General features: G+C 75.1%; 20 protein-coding genes. 11 read left to right on the plus strand and 9 right to left on the minus strand.

Features of this window, described 5'->3' with window-relative positions:
• The first annotated feature begins 22 nt into the window (after positions 1–22).
• Both CP968_RS24535 and CP968_RS24540 read left to right on the plus strand, forming a co-directional pair.
• On the plus strand, positions 23–751 hold the full coding sequence (locus tag CP968_RS24535; RefSeq protein ID WP_150520056.1) for an SDR family NAD(P)-dependent oxidoreductase: 729 nt from the start codon (positions 23–25) through the stop codon (positions 749–751).
• 64 nt (positions 752–815) lie between these two features.
• The gene (locus CP968_RS24540) at positions 816–1,538 is read left to right on the plus strand and encodes a class I SAM-dependent methyltransferase (RefSeq protein ID WP_150520057.1); all 723 of its coding nucleotides are present in this window, start codon (positions 816–818) and stop codon (positions 1,536–1,538) included.
• 65 nt (positions 1,539–1,603) lie between these two features.
• Here CP968_RS24540 and CP968_RS24545 read toward each other — a convergent pair whose 3' ends face one another.
• A complete protein-coding gene (locus CP968_RS24545) occupies positions 1,604–2,602 on the minus strand; it encodes an acyl-CoA dehydrogenase family protein (protein WP_150520058.1) in 999 nt (332 codons plus the stop codon).
• Positions 2,602–3,747: an acyl-CoA dehydrogenase family protein gene (locus CP968_RS24550; RefSeq protein ID WP_150520059.1), complete on the minus strand. Its 1,146-nt coding sequence runs from the start codon at positions 3,745–3,747 to the stop codon at positions 2,602–2,604. Before CP968_RS24550 ends, CP968_RS24545 begins: the two co-directional genes overlap by 1 nt.
• An 83-nt stretch (positions 3,748–3,830) precedes the next feature.
• Here CP968_RS24550 and CP968_RS24555 point away from each other — a divergent pair, with 83 nt between their 5' ends.
• From CP968_RS24555 to CP968_RS24575, 5 genes are all read left to right on the plus strand, one after another.
• The gene (locus CP968_RS24555) at positions 3,831–4,616 is read left to right on the plus strand and encodes an SDR family oxidoreductase (RefSeq protein WP_150520060.1); all 786 of its coding nucleotides are present in this window, start codon (positions 3,831–3,833) and stop codon (positions 4,614–4,616) included.
• Positions 4,617–4,631: 15 nt separating this feature from the next.
• A complete protein-coding gene (locus CP968_RS24560) occupies positions 4,632–5,243 on the plus strand; it encodes a TetR/AcrR family transcriptional regulator (RefSeq protein ID WP_150520061.1) in 612 nt (203 codons plus the stop codon).
• Between the two features lie 26 nt (positions 5,244–5,269).
• Positions 5,270–6,427, plus strand: a complete 1,158-nt coding sequence (locus CP968_RS24565) for an acetyl-CoA C-acetyltransferase (protein WP_150520062.1) — start codon at positions 5,270–5,272, stop codon at positions 6,425–6,427.
• A gap of 234 nt (positions 6,428–6,661) precedes the next feature.
• The gene (locus tag CP968_RS24570) at positions 6,662–6,865 is read left to right on the plus strand and encodes a cold-shock protein (RefSeq protein WP_150520063.1); all 204 of its coding nucleotides are present in this window, start codon (positions 6,662–6,664) and stop codon (positions 6,863–6,865) included.
• Between the two features lie 103 nt (positions 6,866–6,968).
• The gene (locus CP968_RS24575; protein ID WP_150520064.1) at positions 6,969–8,663 is read left to right on the plus strand and encodes a DEAD/DEAH box helicase; all 1,695 of its coding nucleotides are present in this window, start codon (positions 6,969–6,971) and stop codon (positions 8,661–8,663) included.
• Positions 8,664–8,781: 118 nt separating this feature from the next.
• Here the strand turns inward: CP968_RS24575 and CP968_RS24580 are convergent, their stop codons facing one another.
• Genes CP968_RS24580 through CP968_RS24600 form a run of 5 tightly spaced genes read right to left on the minus strand, consistent with a single transcriptional unit; the run spans position 8,782 to position 13,165 of the window.
• Positions 8,782–9,711, minus strand: coding sequence for a tyrosine-protein phosphatase (locus CP968_RS24580; RefSeq protein WP_167536845.1), 930 nt, complete (start codon positions 9,709–9,711; stop codon positions 8,782–8,784).
• A 32-nt stretch (positions 9,712–9,743) separates the two neighbouring features.
• Positions 9,744–10,826 carry an NAD(P)H-dependent flavin oxidoreductase gene (locus CP968_RS24585; RefSeq protein WP_150520065.1) on the minus strand — a complete coding sequence of 361 codons (1,083 nt, stop codon included), beginning with the start codon at positions 10,824–10,826 and terminating at the stop codon, positions 9,744–9,746.
• 4 nt (positions 10,827–10,830) lie between these two features.
• Complete coding sequence (locus CP968_RS24590) at positions 10,831–11,571, minus strand: CoA-transferase subunit beta (protein ID WP_150520066.1); 741 nt, start codon at positions 11,569–11,571, stop codon at positions 10,831–10,833.
• A complete protein-coding gene (locus CP968_RS24595) occupies positions 11,568–12,419 on the minus strand; it encodes a CoA transferase subunit A (RefSeq protein WP_150520067.1) in 852 nt (283 codons plus the stop codon). Before CP968_RS24595 ends, CP968_RS24590 begins: the two co-directional genes overlap by 4 nt.
• Positions 12,416–13,165 carry an enoyl-CoA hydratase family protein gene (locus CP968_RS24600; RefSeq protein WP_150520068.1) on the minus strand — a complete coding sequence of 250 codons (750 nt, stop codon included), beginning with the start codon at positions 13,163–13,165 and terminating at the stop codon, positions 12,416–12,418. The genes CP968_RS24595 and CP968_RS24600 overlap by 4 nt, the downstream gene beginning before the upstream one ends.
• Before the next feature lie 56 nt (positions 13,166–13,221).
• Between CP968_RS24600 and CP968_RS24605 the strand changes: the two genes are divergently transcribed.
• From CP968_RS24605 to CP968_RS24615, 4 genes are all read left to right on the plus strand, one after another.
• On the plus strand, positions 13,222–13,986 hold the full coding sequence (locus CP968_RS24605; RefSeq protein ID WP_150520069.1) for an SDR family oxidoreductase: 765 nt from the start codon (positions 13,222–13,224) through the stop codon (positions 13,984–13,986).
• 1 nt (position 13,987) lies between these two features.
• The gene (locus tag CP968_RS24610) at positions 13,988–14,908 is read left to right on the plus strand and encodes an SDR family oxidoreductase (RefSeq protein WP_150520070.1); all 921 of its coding nucleotides are present in this window, start codon (positions 13,988–13,990) and stop codon (positions 14,906–14,908) included.
• A gap of 292 nt (positions 14,909–15,200) precedes the next feature.
• Positions 15,201–15,368: a hypothetical protein gene (locus CP968_RS34195; RefSeq protein ID WP_167536846.1), complete on the plus strand. Its 168-nt coding sequence runs from the start codon at positions 15,201–15,203 to the stop codon at positions 15,366–15,368.
• 45 nt (positions 15,369–15,413) lie between these two features.
• Complete coding sequence (locus CP968_RS24615; protein WP_150520071.1) at positions 15,414–15,716, plus strand: hypothetical protein; 303 nt, start codon at positions 15,414–15,416, stop codon at positions 15,714–15,716.
• A gap of 55 nt (positions 15,717–15,771) precedes the next feature.
• On the opposite strand, the gene CP968_RS24620 is transcribed toward CP968_RS24615, so the two are convergent.
• Both CP968_RS24620 and CP968_RS24625 read right to left on the minus strand, forming a co-directional pair.
• The gene (locus tag CP968_RS24620; RefSeq protein WP_150520072.1) at positions 15,772–16,467 is read right to left on the minus strand and encodes an HAD family acid phosphatase; all 696 of its coding nucleotides are present in this window, start codon (positions 16,465–16,467) and stop codon (positions 15,772–15,774) included.
• A gap of 110 nt (positions 16,468–16,577) precedes the next feature.
• Positions 16,578–17,468: a hypothetical protein gene (locus CP968_RS24625; RefSeq protein ID WP_150520073.1), complete on the minus strand. Its 891-nt coding sequence runs from the start codon at positions 17,466–17,468 to the stop codon at positions 16,578–16,580.
• Between the last annotated feature and the right edge of the window lie 38 nt (positions 17,469–17,506).

A 17,506-nucleotide genomic window follows, 5' to 3' on the forward strand; every position in this document is an offset into this window, starting at 1 on the left:
GTCCGGTCGGAAGGGGCGGGCCGTGATCACGCTGGACGGGAAGGTCGTCGTCGTCACCGGGGCCGGGCGCGGCCAGGGGGCGGCGGAGGCACGGCTGTGCGCGGAGGCGGGGGCGCGGGTCGTCGTCACCGACGTACGGGAGGACGAGGGCCGGGAGGTCGCCGCCGCACTGGGCGACCGGGCCCTGTTCGTCCGCCACGACGTGGCCGACGCCGCGTCCTGGGCCGAGGTGGTGCGGGCCGCGCTGGCCGCCTTCGGCACGGTGTCGGCGCTGGTCAACAACGCGGCCCTGTGGCGCACCGCCCACGTGGAACGGCAGACGGCCGAGGATTTCGAGGCGCTGCTGCGGGTCAACCTGCTGGGCCCGTTCCTCGGCATCCAGGCCGTGGCCCCGGTGCTGCGGGCGGCCGGCGGCGGCTCCGTCGTCAACATCTCCTCCACGGCCGGACTGGTCGGCATCCCGGGCCACGCGGCCTACGGATCGACCAAGTTCGCACTGCGCGGCCTGACCCGCTCGGCCGCCCTGGACCTGGCCGGGGACCACATCCGGGTCAACTCCGTGCACCCGGGCGCGATCGACACCCCGATGGTCGCCCACGCCGTCGAGGGCCGCGACTGGTCGCACGTCCCCCTGGGGCGGATGGGGCGGCCGGAGGAGGTCGCGGAACTCGTCGTCTTCCTCTGCTCCGACGCCTCCTCCTACGTGACCGGCACCGAGTTCGCCGTCGACGGCGGCACGACCACCCGCTGACCCCCGCGGGCCCGTCGGCGCGCCCGCCCTGGCCCTCGGACGGGAGATCGAAAACAATGGGCGGATGACGACACGCGCCCGGTCCTTCGACGCCGCAGCCGCCCTCTACAACGCCCACCGGCCCGGCTACCCGGCCGAGCTGTTCGACGCCGTCGAGGAACTCGCCGGCCGGCCCCTCGCCGGGGCGCTGGTGGCCGACGCCGGCGCCGGGACCGGGATCGCCAGCGCCCTGCTGCACGCCCGCGGGGCCCGGGTCGTCGCCGTCGAGCCCGGCGACGGAATGGCCGCCGAGCTGCGCCGGGCCAACCCCGGCATCCCGCTCGTGCGCGGCGACGGGGACCGGCTGCCCCTCGCGAGCGGCCGCTTCGACCTCCTCACCTACGCCCAGGCCTGGCACTGGACCGACCCGGCCCGTTCCGTGCCCGAGGCCCGCCGCGTGCTGCGCCCCGGCGGCGCGCTCGCGCTGTGGTGGAACGACATGGACGCCGCCGTGCCCTGGATCGCCGCCCAGGACGCCCGCGTCCGCGCCCTGTTCGGCGCCGACGGGGTCAGCTTCCGCGGGCTGCCTCCCGGCCCGTCCTTCACCACCCGCGAGATCCGCTGGTCGCGCCGGGTCCCGTTGGAGGCCCACCTGGCCAACCACGCCAGCCACTCCGCCTTCCTGCTCCTCGGCGAACCGGGCACCCGCGCCTTCCTGGACGCCGAGCGGGACCGCCTGCTGCGGCTGTTCCCCGACGGGACCGTCGAGGAGCGCTACGTGGTCACCCTCGGCGTCGCCGTCCTGTGACCCGCCCCCGGCGCGGCCCGCGCGCACGGCCCGCCCCCGGCGCGGCCCGCGCGCGCGGCCCGCCCTCAGCGCGACCGGGCGGCCCGCGCCCGCACCGCCGCCGCGACGACCTCCTCCCGGCAGGCCGACGGGGTCCCCCAGGCGTCCCGCAGCGGGCGGGCCTTGCGCAGCCACAGCGACAGGTCCAGCTCCTCCGTGTAGCCGACCGCGCCGTGCACCTGGAGCGCCGTCAGCGCCGCCGCGTACGCCGCCTCGCCGGCCGTGAGCTTCGCCGCCGCCACCTCGCCCGGTCCCGGCGACAGCGCCGCCGCCCACACCAGCGGCCGGGCGAACTCCAGGCCCAGCAGCGTGTCCGCCAGCCGGTGCTTGACCGCCTGGAAGGCGCCGATCGGCCCGCCGAACTGGGTGCGCTGCTTCGCGTACTGCACCGCCCGGGCCAGCAGCGCCTCGCCCACCCCCAGGCACTGCGCCGCCGTCAGCAGTCGCGCCCACCGCCCGGCCACCGCGGCCGCCCGCTCCACCCCCGGCCCCGCCGCCAGCAGCTCGCCCCCGGCCGCCGGGACCGACAGGCGCCGGGCCGGGTCCGTCGAGGCCAGCGGGCGGCCGGCCCCGGCCAGCCGCAGCTCGCCCGCCGGGGACACCGCGAAGCAGTGCGCGGCCGCCTCCGCGTCCAGCGCGTACGGACTCCCGCCGGGCAGCGTCAGCGTCGCCGCCGCGCCCGCCGCCAGCTCCGGCAGGAACCGCCCGGCCAGGGCCGCGTCGCCCAGCTCCGCCAGCAGCACGGCTGCCGCCGCCGTCTCCACCACCGGGCCGGGGACGCCAGCCCGGCCCAGCTCCACGAAGCCCAGCGCCAGCTCCACCGGCAGCGGGCCCAGGCCCTCGTACGCCTCCGGCACGGCCAGGGCGAACAGCCCGGTGTCCGAGAGCCGGGACCACAGCGCCCGCCCCGGCCCGTACCCGCCGCCCGCCCAGGCCCGTACCGCGGCCGGGACGTCGGACGCGGCCAGCAGGGCGCGCAGCGTACGGGCGAAGTCCGCCTGCTCGTCGGTCGGCAGGAAGCGCATCAGCGGCGGCCCTTCGGCAGGCCGAGCAGCCGCTCGGCGATGATGTCGCGCTGGATCTCGTTGGTCCCCGCGTAGATCGGTCCGGCCAGCGAGAAGAGCCACGGCTCGGCCCACTCGCCCGCGGCCAGCTCCCCGTCCGCACCCAGCAGGTCGAGCGCCGTCTCGTGCAGGGCGATGTCGTAGCGCGACCAGAACACCTTGTTCAGGCTGGACTCGGCGCCGGCCGCCGCGCCCGCCGCGAACCGGGCTGCGCCCGCCCAGGTGAACAGCTCGTACGCGCGCGCCCCGACCACCGCGTCCGCCACCCGGTCGCGCAGCGCGGTGCCGTCCGGAGCGCCGGCCGCCTCCCACAGCCCGACGAGCCGGTCCGCCGCGGCCAGGAAGCGGCCCGGGGCGCGCAGGGTCAGGCCCCGCTCGTTGCCCGTCGTCGACATCGCGATCCGCCAGCCCTGCCCCGGCTCCCCGATCACGTCCCGGTCCGGCACGAAGACGCCGTCCAGGAAGAGCTCCGCGAAGGCCGGCTTCCCGTCCAGGCGGCCGACGGGCCGGACGGTCACCCCCGGCGCCCGCAGGTCGAACATCAGGTACGTCAGCCCCTGGTGGCGCTTCGGCGCGTCCGGATCGGTACGGAAGATGCCGAAGGCCCGGTCGGCGAAGGCGGCCCGCGAGGACCAGGTCTTCTGCCCGTGCAGCAGCCAGCCGCCGTCGGTGCGCACCGCCCGCGAGGTCAGCGACGCCAGGTCCGAGCCCGCCTCCGGCTCCGACCAGGCCTGCGCCCAGATCTCGCGGCCGGCGGCCATGGCCGGCAGCACCCGCGCCCGCTGTTCCGCGGTCGCGTGTTCGAAGAGGGTGGGCGCGAGCAGGCTGACGCCGTTCTGCGCGACCCGGCCCGGCGCCCCCGCCGCCCAGTACTCCTCCTCGAACACCAGCCACCGCACGAGGTCCGCGCCCCGGCCCCCGTACTCCTCGGGCCAGGACACCACCGACCAGCGGTCCGCGTGCAGCTCCGCCTCCCACGCGCGGTGGGCGGCGAAGCCCCCGGCCGTCTCCAGGGAGGGGAGCGGGGTCCGGGGGACGTGGGCGGCGAGCCAGCTCCGGGCCTCCGCCCGGAAGGCCTCGACCTCCGCCGTCTGGGTCAGGTCCATCGGGTCTCCGCCCTCCTGAGCGCCTTCCCTAACAAGTGTTTGGTAGGTTAACGTACGGCCATGAGCAGCGTCGAGGAGTTCGCATGAACGAGCCCCGGTACATCCCCGGCCACCACCTGCTGGAGGACCGGACCGCCGTGGTGACCGCCGCCGCCGGCGCCGGCATCGGCGGGGCCACCGCCCGGCGCTTCCTGGAAGAGGGCGCCCGCGTCGTCCTCGGCGACGCCCACGCCCGGCGGCTGGAGGAGACCGAGCGGGCGCTCGCCGCCGAGTTCGGCGCGGACCGCGTCGCCGCCCTGCCCTGCGACGTCACCGACGAAGACCAGGTGCGGGCCCTCTTCGCGCTCGCCGAACGGCTCCACGGCGGCCTCGACGTCGTCGTCAACAACGCCGGCCTCGGCGGCACCGCCGCCCTCGTCGACATGACCGACGACCAGTGGTCCCGCGTCCTCGACGTCACCCTGAACGGCACCTTCCGCTGCACCCGCGCCGCCCTGCGCTCCATGAAGGCCGCCGGCACCGGGGGCGGGGTCGTCGTCAACAACGCCTCCGTCGTCGGCTGGCGCGCCCAGACCGGCCAGGCCCACTACGCCGCCGCCAAGGCCGGCGTGATGGCCCTGACCCGCTGCGCGGCGCTGGAGGCGGCCGAGTTCGGCGTGCGGGTCAACGCGGTCGCCCCGAGCCTGGCCATGCACCCCCACCTGGTGAAGGTCACCAGCGCGGAACTCCTCACGGAGCTGACCGCCCGCGAGGCCTTCGGCCGCCACGCCGAGCCCTGGGAGGTCGCGAACGTCATCGTCTTCCTGGCCAGCGGCTACTCCGCGTACATGACGGGCGAGACCGTCTCCGTCAGCAGCCGGCACCCCTAGCCCCACAATGGGCGCGTGCCAACGAACAAGAAGCAGCAGGTGACCGCGTCGGCCGAGCGGCGCCGCGAACTCCTCGACACCGCCGCCGAGGTCTTCGCCGCGCAGGGCTACAACGCCACCACCGTCCGGAAGATCGCCGACGCCGCCGGAATGCTCGCCGGCAGCCTCTACTACCACTTCGATTCCAAGGAATCGATGCTCGACGAGATCCTCTCGGACTTCCTGACCGAGCTGTGGCAGGGCTACGACGGCGTCCTCGCCGCGGGCCTCGGCCCCAGGGAGACCATCGAGGCCCTCGTCACCGAGTCCTTCCGGGAGATCGACCGGCACCGCGCCGCCGTCGCGATCTACCAGAAGGAGGCGCGCACCCTCTCCGCGCAACCCCGCTTCCACTACCTCTCCGACTCGCAGCAGAAGTTCGAGAAGGCCTGGCTGGGGACGCTGGAGCGGGGCGTCGCCGCCCGGGTCTTCCGGGCCGACCTCGACATCCGCCTCACCTACCGCTTCGTGCGCGACACGGTGTGGGTGGCGGCCTCCTGGTACCGGCCCGGCGGCCTGCACAGCCCCGAGGAGATCGCCCGGCAGTACCTGTCGATGGTGCTGGACGGGATCGCCCTGCGCACCTGACGGCGCAGCCGACCAGAGGAGTCCCGATGCCCGAGGCCTACATAGTCGACGCGGTCCGCACGCCCGTGGGGCGGCGCGGGGGCGGCCTGTCGGCGGTCCACCCGGCCGACCTGGGCGCGCACGTGCTGAAGGCGCTGGTCGCGCGCTCGGGCGTGGACCCGGCGGCGGTGGAGGACGTGGTGTTCGGCTGCCTCGACACGGTCGGACCGCAGGCGGGCGACATCGCGCGGACCGCGTGGCTGGCGGCCGGCCTGCCCGAGGAGGTCCCCGGCGTCACCGTGGACCGCCAGTGCGGCTCGTCCCAGCAGGCCGTGCACTTCGCGGCGCAGGGCGTCCTGTCCGGCACCCAGGACCTGGTGGTCGCGGGCGGCACCCAGAACATGTCCATGATCCCGATCGCCTTCGCCTCGCGGCAGGCGGCCGAACCGCTCGGCCTCACCGAGGGCCCGTACGCCGGATCGGAGGGCTGGCGGGCCCGGTACGGCGACGCCCCGGTGAACCAGTTCCACGGCGCCGAGCTCATCGCGCGCAAGTGGGGCATCACGCGCCGGGACATGGAGGAGTTCGCGCTCCGCTCCCACCAACGGGCGGTGCGCGCCGCCGACGAGGGCCGCTTCGCGCGCGAGACCGTCCCGTACGGCGAGGTCGCGGCCGACGAGGGCCCCCGCCGGGACACCACCCCGGAGAAGATGGCGGCCCTGAAGCCGGTGGTCCCGGGCGGCACCATCACCGCCGCCGTCTCCTCCCAGGTCTCGGACGGCGCGGCGGCGATGCTGATCGCCTCCGAACGGGCGGTACGGGAGCACGGCCTGCGGCCGCGGGCCCGCGTCCACCACCTGTCGGTCCGGGGCGAGGACCCCATCCGGATGCTGTCGGCGCCGATCCCGGCGACCGCGTACGCGCTGAAGAAGACCGGCCTGACACTGGCGGACATCGACCTGGTGGAGATCAACGAGGCCTTCGCGCCGGTGGTGCTGGCCTGGCTGAAGGAGACGGGCGCCGACCCGGAGCGGGTCAACGCCAACGGCGGCGCCATCGCGCTGGGCCACCCGCTGGGCGCCACCGGGGTCCGGCTGATGACCACGCTCCTGCACGAGCTGGAGCGGACGGGGGGCCGGTACGGCCTCCAGACGATGTGCGAGGGCGGCGGCCAGGCCAACGTGACGATCATCGAGCGGCTGTAGGGCCCCGCCCGGCCGGAGGGACGGCGGCCCCGCCGCCCCTCCGGATGCCGGAAAGGACGCAGGTCACACGCCTGCGGCGGCGGCACCCGGTGGAGGTGTGGTAGCTTAGAGCTCGTTGCAGTTGTGGTACCCATGAACTTTATGTGCGCCTGACGGGAATGATCCTCAGGCGCTTTTATTGTTTTGCCGGACTCTCCGGATGGGGCCCTTTGCCGCCTATTCAGGAGATTCAAAATGGCACTTGGCACCGTGAAGTGGTTCAACTCGGAAAAGGGCTTCGGCTTCATCGAGCAGGACGGTGGCGGCCCGGACGTCTTCGCCCACTACTCGAACATCGCCACCCAGGGCTTCCGTGAGCTCCAGGAGGGCCAGCGCGTGTCCTTCGACGTGACCCAGGGCCAGAAGGGCCCCCAGGCGGAGAACATCCTCCCCGCCTGATTTCACCAGCATGCCGGGGTCCGCACCGTGAGGTGCGGACCCCGGCTTGTCTGCTGTTTCGACTGTTTGTTGTACCTGCCGGTTTCAGGAGGGCGTTTTCCGCATGACCAGCTCCAGCTCCGCACGACCCAGCCGCCGCCCCACTCGGGGCCGAGGTGCGGCCCAGGGACGTCCGAAGGCTGGCGCGGGACGGCAGAAGTCCGCCCCCGTGGCCAGGCCCCAGGAATTCACCATGCCCGAACCGATCGCACCGGCCCTCCCGCCGGTCGAGGCGTTCGAGGACATGGACATGCCCGAGGCGCTGCTGAAGACCCTCGCAGCCCAGGGCGTCACCTCGCCGTTCCCGATCCAGGCCGCCACGCTGCCCAACTCGCTCGTCGGCCGCGACCTGCTCGGCCGCGGCCGCACCGGCTCCGGCAAGACGCTGGCCTTCGGCCTGGCGCTGCTGGCCCGTACCGCGGGCCGCCGGGCCGAGCCCAAGGCGCCGCTCGCCCTGGTCCTCGTCCCCACCCGCGAGCTCGCGCAGCAGGTGACCGACGCCCTGACCCCGTACGCCACGGCCGTCAACCTGCGCATCGCCACCGTCGTCGGCGGCATGTCGATCAACCGGCAGTCGGGCGCCCTGCGCCGCGGCTCCGAGGTGCTCGTCGCCACCCCCGGCCGGCTGAAGGACCTCATCGACCGCGGTGACGCCGACCTCTCGCAGGTCGCCATCACGGTCCTCGACGAGGCCGACCAGATGACCGACATGGGCTTCATGCCGCAGGTCACCGCGCTGCTCAAGCAGGTCCAGGCCGGCGGCCAGCGGATGCTGTTCTCGGCGACGCTGGACAAGAACATCGACAAGCTCGTCAAGATGTTCCTCACCGACCCGGTCGGCCACTCCGTCGACCCCTCGGCCGGCGCGGTCACCACCATGGAGCACCACGTCCTGTACGTCATGGACGAGACCGACAAGAAGGCCGTGGCGACGCGCATAGCCGCTCGCGAAGGCCGGGTGATCATGTTCGTGGACACCAAGCGCGGGGTCGACCGCATGGTCAAGAAGCTCCTCGCGGACGGCGTCCGCGCCTCCGGCCTGCACGGCGGCCGCTCGCAGCCGCAGCGCAACCGGACCCTGGACTGGTTCAAGACGGGCGAGGTCACCGCGCTGGTGGCCACCAACGTCGCCGCGCGCGGCATCCACATCGACGACCTCGACCTCGTCGTCAACGTGGACCCGCCCACCGACCACAAGGACTACCTGCACCGCGGCGGACGCACCGCCCGCGCCGGCGAGTCCGGCAGCGTCGTCACCCTGGTCCTGCCCGACCAGAAGCGGGACATGACGCGGCTCATGTCGGACGCCGGGATCTCCCCGCGCACCGCGCAGATCAAGTCCTCCGACGAGGAACTGGCCCGGCTGACCGGCGCCCGGGAGCCCTCGGGCATCCCGGTGGTGCTGGACGTGCCGCAGCCGACCCCGCCGCGCCAGCGCTCCGCGTCGAAGCCCGCCGCGGGCAACGGCGCCGGTGGCGGACGCCGCCGTTCGGGCGGGCCGCGCACCGGCTCCGCGACCGGCGCGGCTCCGGCCGCCGGCGGGCGCGGACGCCGTTCCGGCGGTGCCGCCGCCGGCCAGGCCCCGGCCTCCGCGTCGGGCCAGGCCCGACGCGGTCAGGGCGGCGGTCAGGGCGCCGCGGCCGGTGGCTCCGGCGAGCGCGGCCGGCGTACCGGGGGCGCGCCCTCCGGTGGCGCGGCGGCCGCTTCCGCCCGCAGCCGGGTGGGTGGCGCGGGCCAGGGCCGGCGCCGGTCCGCCTGACGGCACCGGGACACGACGGGGTACCACACGGGTTCGACACGGAACGCCGGGCAGCGCACGCGCCGCCCGGCGTTCCGTCGTCGCGGCGCGGTCGCCGCACCCGGCAGGCGAGGCGGGCTCAGCGGACCATCCTGGCCTGGAGCCTGGCCAGGGTCCGCAGGTCGAGGCCGAGGCCCTCGGTCAGATACCCGTAGAAGCCGCCGTAGTCGGCCTCCATCCGGTCGGTCGCGGCGGCCAGGTAGTCCGTGCGGACCTCCTGGAGGGGGATCAGCAGGTCCGGGTTCTGCATCCGGCCCGACTGCTTGAGGCCCGCCCGCAGCGCGGCGTCGTAGGCGGCCCGGTAGGTGTTCGACGCCAGGTAGTCGCGTGCGGCACGGTCCTCGGGGACGGCCAGCGCCCGCAGCAGCACGTAGGCCAGCCACCCCGTCCGGTCCTTGCCCGAGGTGCAGTGGACCAGCAGCGGACCCCGGCCGTCGGCCACCTCCCGCAGCGTCGCCGCGAACTGCGCCCGGTTCTCCGGGCTGGTGACGAAGGTGCGGTAGATGTCGCGCATGTAGGCCTCGGCACGGCCGCCGCCGAGCATCCGCTCCTGCGTGGCCGGATCTCCGCTGCCGATCGCGGTGACGAGGGTCGCGTACAGCCCGAGATCGCTGACCGGGCGCGCGGTGGGGGAGAGCCCGGCGGGCAGCCGGTCCGCGCCGTCGTACTGGACCTCCATCGGGATGCGGAAGTCGACGACGCCGGTGAGATGCAGGCCGGCGAGGGTGGCGACGTCGGCGTCGGTCAGCCGGCCCAGCGCGTCGGAGCGGTAGACCAGCCCCTGACGGACCAGGCCGCCGGTGTACGTGCGGTGGCCGCCCACGTCGCGGACGTTGACGGCGCCCTGCAGCGGGACCGGGCGGCCCGGGTCCGCCACCCGGTCGCGCGGGACGGCGGCGGGGGAAGGGGAGGGGGAGGCCGGCGCCGCGTACGCGGAGGCGGGCAGGGCGCCGAGGGCGAGGGCGGAGGCGAGCACGGCGGCCGCCAGGCGGGTTCGGTCACGGCTCATCTGATGCGACTCCTGCAACGGAGAAGGGAGGGTCACCCTGCGGGGGGCAGGGCGCGGAGCGAGTGCAGGCGTTCCAGTCCTTCCAGTACGGTCTGTGCCTCGGCCATGACCCGGGCGACGAGCTCCGCGCACGACGGAAGGTCGTCGATCACGCCCGCGACCTGGCCGGACGCCATGACGCCGAGGTCCGTACGGCCCTCGACCATGGACGCCCGAAGGAGCATGGGGGTGTTGGCGGCCATCAGGACCTGGCTCCAGGACAGGTCCTTGCCGTGGCGCATCGCCAGGCCGTCGCGCACCATCCGCGCCCACGACAGCCCCGAGAGCCGTCGGAAGCCCGCCGCGTGCCGGACCGCCCGCACCAGCGTCCGCGCGCGGCCCGCCCGCTCCAGCGAGTCGACCAGCTCGGTGCGGAGCATCCGGTGCGGCAGCCCGTCGACGGCGGTGGTCACGGTGACGTCCCGGACCGCGGCCCGCAGGTACTGCGCCTTCACGGCGTCCGGGACGGTCGAGTCGGAGGTCAGCAGGAACCGGGTGCCCATGGCGATGCCCGCGGCCCCGTACGCGAGCGCGGCGACCAGGCCGCGGCCGTCCGCGAAACCGCCCGCCGCGACCACCGGCACGTCCACGGCGTCGACCACCTGCGGCAGCAGCACGGAGGTGGCCACCTCCCCGGTGTGGCCGCCGCCCTCACCGCCCTGCACGATCACCGCGTCCGCACCCCAGGCGGCCACCTTCTCCGCGTGCCGCCGGGCCCCGACCGAGGGGACGACGACCACGCCCGCGTCCTTGAGCCGGGCGATCAGCTCCCGGGAGGGGGCCAGGGCGAAGGAGGCCACGCGGACGCCCTCGTCGATGATCAGCTGGGCGCGCTCGGCGGCGTCGGCCGCGTCCGCCCGCAGATTGACCCCGAACGGGGTCGCCTCGTCCGTACGGGAGCGGACCTCGTGGATCGCGGACCGCAGCTGCTCCACGGACATCGTCGCGGAGGCCAGGATGCCCAGCGCCCCCGCGTTCGCGGCCGCCGACACCAGCCGCGGGCCGGCCACCCAGCCCATGCCCGTCTGCACGATCGGGTGCGTGACCCCGACCAGTCGGGTGAATGCCGTCTCCATCGGATCAGCCCCGCACTTCCCGGTCGCGCAGCCCCTTCGGGTCGATCACCTCGCGGATCAGCCGCAGCTCCTCCCCGGTGGGCTCCCGCGTGTACGGCACCTCGCCGTCGGTGGCGAGGACGAAGCCGGTGGCCTCCCGGACCTGCTCCACGGTGACCCCCGGATGGACGGAGGCCAGCCGCATCGAGCGGCCGGGGCCGGCGAAGTCGAAGACGCCCAGATCGCTGACGACCCGGGGCAGCCGGTGGTAGCGGGTGGCGGCCGGGCCGGCCGCCGCGGCGCGGTCGTGGCCGACCCCGCTCACCATGTCCACGCGCTCGACGAACACCCGGCGGGAGTGCCGCGGCACCCAGTAGCTCACCGGATTGTTCAACGTGTTGACGGGCGCCCCGCGCACGCCCAGGAGCTGGCGGGACGGCTGCTCCCACGGGCCGATGCAGGAGATGTTCTGGTTGCCGAAGCGGTCGATCTGGCTGGCGCCCATCATCACGTGCCGCCGGCCGCCGGTGACCATGGCGAGGTGGCGGCGGTACGGGAGCCACCCCTCGACCGTGCCGTCCAGCCCCACGAGCAGGGCCTCGCCGTCCGTCAGCAGCAGGTCGGGGGAGAAGGTCCGCTTGGCGAGCCGGGCGCCGAGGGAGGGGACGAGGCCCATCGGGCTGGCGAGCACCTCGCCGTCGCCCCGCCAGGCCTCGGCGCAGGCGATCACGCAGTACTCGGCGCGGGTGGCGGTCGCGGTGGTCACTGCTGCTCCTCGTGCCAGGTGCGGACGGCGGACTGGTAGGCGTGCTCGCTGCCGCCGGAGAGGAAGCGGGCGCGGAACTCGGGCCAGGGCGTGGTCGCGTACAGCTTCTGGAAGGCCTCGTCGCGCTCGTAGTCGGGTGCGCAGGAGGTGAAGTGCGCGCCGTTCGGCGTCTCGACGACCCCGGTGACCGAGTGCCGGCTGACCAGGAGGGACTGCGGGGGGCCCGCCTTGGCGAACTCGGCGCTCTCCACCAGCTGCTCGCAGGAGACGTAGGCGGTGTCGGCGGCCTCGCAGAAGAGGTCGTCGAAGTACGGGTCGGGGCCCAGGTACTGGCCGTTGCCGAGGCGGTCGGCGCGGTTGAGGTGGACCAGGGCGGCGTCCATCCGCAGGGCCGGCACGGCCACGAACTCCTCGCCGTCGGCGTACGGGGAGGTGACGGTCCGCAGCTCCGGGTTGACCCGCATCACGTCGGAGCCGAGGCCGGCGCGGACGGGCAGGAACGGCAGCCGGTTCGCGGCGGCGTGCAGGCCCCACATGAACATGGCCTCGTCGAGCTCGGTCAGGGCGAAGGCGGCGCGTTCGCGGGCGGCGCGGAAGTGCGGCTCCAGCGGGATCGAGTCGAGGGTGGCGAAGGGGGCGACGAGCCGGCGGATGCGGCCGGCCGCGGCCAGCAGTCCGACGTCGGGGCCGCCGTACGCGACCACGGTGAGATCGGTGATCTCGGAGCGGAGCAGTGCGCGGACCAGGGCCATCGGCTTGCGCCTCGATCCCCAGCCGCCGATCCCCAGCGTCATCCCGCTGCGCAGCCGCCCGACCACCTCGTCGGGGGTCATCGTCTTGTCGGTCACGAGCTGCCGCCCTTTCCGAAGCCGTCGCGGACCCGGTCGGCCACGCCGCTGAGGTTGGCCTCGAAGGTGAAGCCCTGTTCGAAGCGGTAGCTGCGCCGTACGTCCACCGGGTCGATGCCGTTGATGGCGGCCTTGGCCAGCCGGATCAGGGAGCCGTCCTTCCGCGCGATCTCGGCGGCCAGCTCCAGCGCGGCGCCGCGCAGTCCCTCGCGCGGGACCACCCGCCAGACCGAGCCGTGCGCGTGCAGTTCGGCGGCGGTGGCGGTGCGCGAGGTGTAGTACAGCGTGCGCATCAGGTGCTGGGGGACCAGGCGGGCGAGGTGGGTGGCGGCGCCGAGCGCGCCACGGTCCAGCTCGGGCAGGCCGAAGACGGCGTCGTCGGAGGCGACGATCGCGTCGGCGTTGCCGACGAGGCCGATGCCGCCGCCCAGGCAGAAGCCGTGCACGGCCGCGACGACCGGCACCTCGCAGTCGTACACGGCGGCGAAGGCGTCGGCGCAGCCGTGGTTGGCGCCGATCAGGGCGCCGTGCCCGGGGTCGCGCTGCATCTCCTTGATGTCGACGCCGGCGTTGAAGCCGCGGCCCTCGGCGGCCAGCACCACGCAGCGGACCTCGGGGTCGCGGCCGGCGGCGCGCAGGGCGTCGGCGAGTGCGTACCAGCCCTGTACGGGCAGCGCGTTGACGGGTGGGAAGTCGACGGTGACCAGTGCGATGCCCTTGCCGGGGCTTGCGGTGGAGACACCCATGACAGGATCAGCTACCTTTCCACCAAACATTTGTTAGGTGAGGAAGGTAGCAGCCCATGGAGCTCGACGGGAGGGTCGCCGTCGTCACCGGCGGAACCCGGGGGGTGGGGGCCGGCATCGCCCGGTCGTTCCTCGCGGCCGGCGCCCGGGTCGTCGTCTGCGCGCGGCGCCCGCCGGACGCGCCGGTGTCGCGGGGCGGCCGCACGGCCGAATTCAGCCCGGTCGACCTGCGCGATCCGGTCGCCGTACAGGACTTCTTCGACGCGGTCGGCCGGCGGTACGGACGGCTCGACTGCCTGGTCAACAACGCGGGCGGGACCCCGTACCGGCCCCTGGACGAGGGCGGCGCCGAGCGGCACGCGCGGGTGCTGGAACTGAACCTGGTGGCGCCGCTGACGGCCTCGCTCGCGGCCCGCCCGTGGCTGCGCCAGAGCCGGGGCTCGGTGGTGATGATCGGCAGCGTCAGCGGGACCCGCCCCTCCCCGGGCACGGCCGCGTACGGGGCGGCGAAGGCCGGGCTGGAGCAGCTGGCCCGGTCCATGGCGGTGGAGTGGGCCCCCGAGGTCCGGGTCAACTCGCTGGTCCTGGGCATGGTGCGGACCGAGCTGGCCCACCTGCACTACGGGGACGGGGCGGGGATCGCGGCGGTGGGGGCGACCGTGCCGCTGGGCCGGCTGGCGGAGCCCTCGGACGTGGGGGAGGCGGCGGTGTTCCTGGCCTCCGAACGGGCCGGGTACGTGAGCGGGGCGAGCCTGCTGGTGCACGGGGGCGGCGAGCGCCCGGCGTTCTTGGATGCGGCGACTGTCAACAAGGAGAGCTGAGATGACCGGTGGCGCGGGACTGTGCACGGGGCGGGTCGTGATCGTGACGGGTGCGGGGCGGGGGCTGGGCCGGGCCCACGCCCTGGCCTTCGCGGCGGAGGGCGCGAAGGTCGTCGTGAACGACCTGGGGGTCGGGCTCGACGGGGCGCCGGGCCCGGACGGGCCGGCCGCCCGGGTGGTCGCCGAGATCGAGGCGCTGGGCGGCGAGGCGGTGGCGCACGGCGGCGACATCGCGACCGGCGGGGGAGCGGACTCGCTGGTGGAGTGCGCCCTCGCCCGCTTCGGGCGGATGGACACCCTGGTCAACAACGCCGGGTTCCTGCGCGACCGGATGCTCGTCAACCTGGACGAGGGCGACTGGGACGCGGTCGTCCGGGTCCATCTGAAGGGGCACTTCCTGCCGCTGCGGGCGGCCGCCGCGTGGTGGCGGGCCGAGGCGAAGGCGGGGCGGCGGGTGGCCGCCCGGGTGGTCAACACCTCGTCCGGAGCGGGGCTGCTGGGCTCGGTCGGCCAGGGCAACTACAGCGCGGCCAAGGCCGGCATCCTCGGCCTGACCCTGGTCGCGGCCGCCGAGCTGGAGCGGTACGGGGTCCAGGTCAACGCCATCGCCCCGGCGGCCCGGACCCGGATGACGGAGCAGGCCTTCGCGGGGACCATGGCCGCCCCGGAGGGGGGCGGCTTCGACGCGATGGCCCCGGAGAACGTGTCCCCGCTGGTGGTGTGGCTCGGGTCGGACGCCTCGGCGGGGGTCACCGGCCGGGTCTTCGAGGCGGAGGGCGGCCGGATCACCGTGATGGAGGGCTGGCGGCCGGGCCCCACCGCCGACCGAGGCGCCCGCTGGAGCCCGGCGGAGGCGGGAGAGGCGGCGGCGAAGCTGCTGTCGTCCGCGCGGCCGCCGCTCCCGGTGTACGGGACCCGGTAGGCCGCGGGCGGGCGGGCCGGCGGGCCCGGACGGGTCGCAGGGCGGGGCCGCACGGAGAAGGAGCCGGGTCCGGCCCCCTGGCGAGGGGTCGGGTCCGGCTCCTTGGCTCCTGCGATGGGGTATCCCTACCCGCTCGGGCCGCGCGCCGAACCGGGACCGGGCCACGGGTTGTCCCCGGTTCGCGCCCCTGGTTCGCGCCCCCGGTCTTCGCCGGCGCCCTACGCTCCCGGTGGGCGCGGGACGGGGGCGGAGGGTGGTGTTCCGGCTCGGGGGACGGGGCACACCCGTCCACATGAGCACAGGCTGGATCGTCGTCCTGGCCTTCTTCGGGGGCTTCGTCCTGCTGGTCCTGGTGGAGGTGGTGCGCAGCGGCCCGGGCGGCGGCGCGGACCGCGAGGACGGGACCGGTGACGGCGGCGGCTGCGGCGGGGCGGACGGCTGCGGTTGCGGAGAAGCCTGACGGAGCCGGGTGTTCCTCTGCCCGGGGTCGGGCACACCGCCCGGTATGGGCAGAAACGCGGTGGTGGTCTGGATCGCTGGTGGGGTGTGCCTCGGCACGTGGGGGGTGCTCGCCTGGATCGCGTTCGACCCCGGTCTGCGGGGAGTGCGGGACGGCCTCGGCGGCTGGATGGTGGCCCTCGCCGTCGCCCCGGCCGTCGTCACCGTCGGCCTGGCCGCCCTCCTGCTGGGGGGCGGAGGGGGCGGGGGCGGGGGGAGCAGGTGGTCCGGGGGCGACGGGGGCGTCGGCATCGGGGGCGGCTGCGGCAGCGGCTGTGGCGGGTGCGGGGGGTGCGGCGGCGGCGTGTGACCACCGCCGCCGCCACCCCCGCCCGCCGCGCCCTATCGCGCCGCATCGCGCCGCGTCAGGAGAGCTTGCCGCCGTAGTCCGGGAGCTTGACGGTGCGTTCGGCGTGGCCGCCGACGAGGTCGCTCTGGTTGTTGCCGATGTTGGCGATGATCGTGTAGCCGCGCGCCTCGATCTCGGCCCGCTTGCCCGTCTTGTACGCGCTGACCTCGTCGAACAGGTCGGGCAGGTCGCGGACGTAGAGGCCCGAGACGGGATAGCCGACGGCCTTGAGGTTGTGCTCGGTCAGCGAGTACACGATGCCCGGGCGGGCCGTGACGAAGAAGATCGCCACCCCGCGCTCGCTCGCGTACCGGGTCAGGTCGCGGACCTTGGCGATGGCGGGCGTCGGGAAGGTCCAGAACCAGTGGAAGTCCGTCTCCAGCGAGGAGTTGTCGATGTCGAGGACGATCGCCGGCTTCTCGCCGGCCGGTGAGGCGGCGATGCGCTGCTCGATGCCGGGCCGGGCCGCGTCGATGACCGAGGCGACGTCGCGCTGCCAGGTGCCGTAGTCGATGCCGAGGATCGCCGCGTTGCCGCCGGGGGCGGAACCGGACGCGACCGGGGCCGGGCCCGTGGCGGCGGGCGGGGTCGCGGCGACGGCGGCCGGGGCCGCCTGCGCGGCTCCGGCCGGCAGCAGCGTCAGGACGGCCGCCGCGGCGGAGAGGGCGGCGGCGGTCGTACGGGTCACTCGGGTACGGCGGGTGCTGCGCATGGGGGACGCTCCTCGGTCGTATTGGCATGTACGCGACCAGGTTCGGGGCTCCCCGCCGACATGTCTACCGGCTGGTAAGTAACTTTTCGCGGACGGGCGGTGAACGCCCGTCACGTGGCGCATTCCAGGACCGTGCCGCACAGCGCGCACCGCGCCCGCAGCGGCCCGCGCACCGGCAGCCGCAGCCGCTGGGCGCACACCGGACAGGGGAAGCTCACCCGCCGCTCCGCCCCGTGCCCCTCGAAGCGGTAGCCCGCCCCGCGCTCCGCGGCCGCCCCCGAGCGCCGGGCGCGGGCGTAGCGGAGCCGTTCGGCGGGGCCGGCGGCGGCGAGCGGGGCCCGGCGGTGGTCCCGGGCGTCGAGGGCGCCGCCGCGCACGTACGCCTCGTACGCCCGCGGGCTGGTGAACCGGGCGGAGAGGTCCTCGCCGATCAGCCGGCCGCGCTTGGCCAGGACGTAGCCGAACTCCTCCGGGGTGAGGTAGCCGAACTTCTGGTGGGTGAGCGCGTCCTGGCGGTAGGCGTCGAGCAGCAGCCAGCCCGCCCCGAGGTAGGCGGCGGCGGTGTCGGTGAGGATCTCGTTGTCGGCGGTGGTGGCGAAGCGCAGGTCCAGGCGGTGCAGCAGGACGTGGGCCACCTCGTGGGAGAGGGCCGCCGCCAGGTCGCCGCGGTGGGTGCGGAAGCGGTCGGCGACCTCGACGAAGTACTCGGGCCCGTCGGTCAGTTCCACGGTGGCCGCCTGCTCCATGGGCCGGAAGGAGACCAGCACGCGGGCGTCGGGCAGCCGTAGTGCGCGGACCATCGCCGAGGCCACCCGGTGCGCCCCCAGGTGCAGGTCCTCGTCCGGGCCGAACGCCGCGTCGCCGGGGGCGAAGGCGGTGTCGTAGGCGCGGATCCCGTCGGTCGTCAGGCGGCGGTGGAGCGCGGTGATCGCGGCGCGCACCGTGTCCAGATGTGGAAATCCGTGCTCGATCGGGCCGTTCGGCGTGCCGTTGCGCTTCATCGGGTCTCCTCCACCGCAATCCCTGCCGTGCTGGCCGG

It is taken from the genome of Streptomyces subrutilus (assembly GCF_008704535.1).
Lineage (GTDB): Bacteria > Actinomycetota > Actinomycetes > Streptomycetales > Streptomycetaceae > Streptomyces > Streptomyces subrutilus.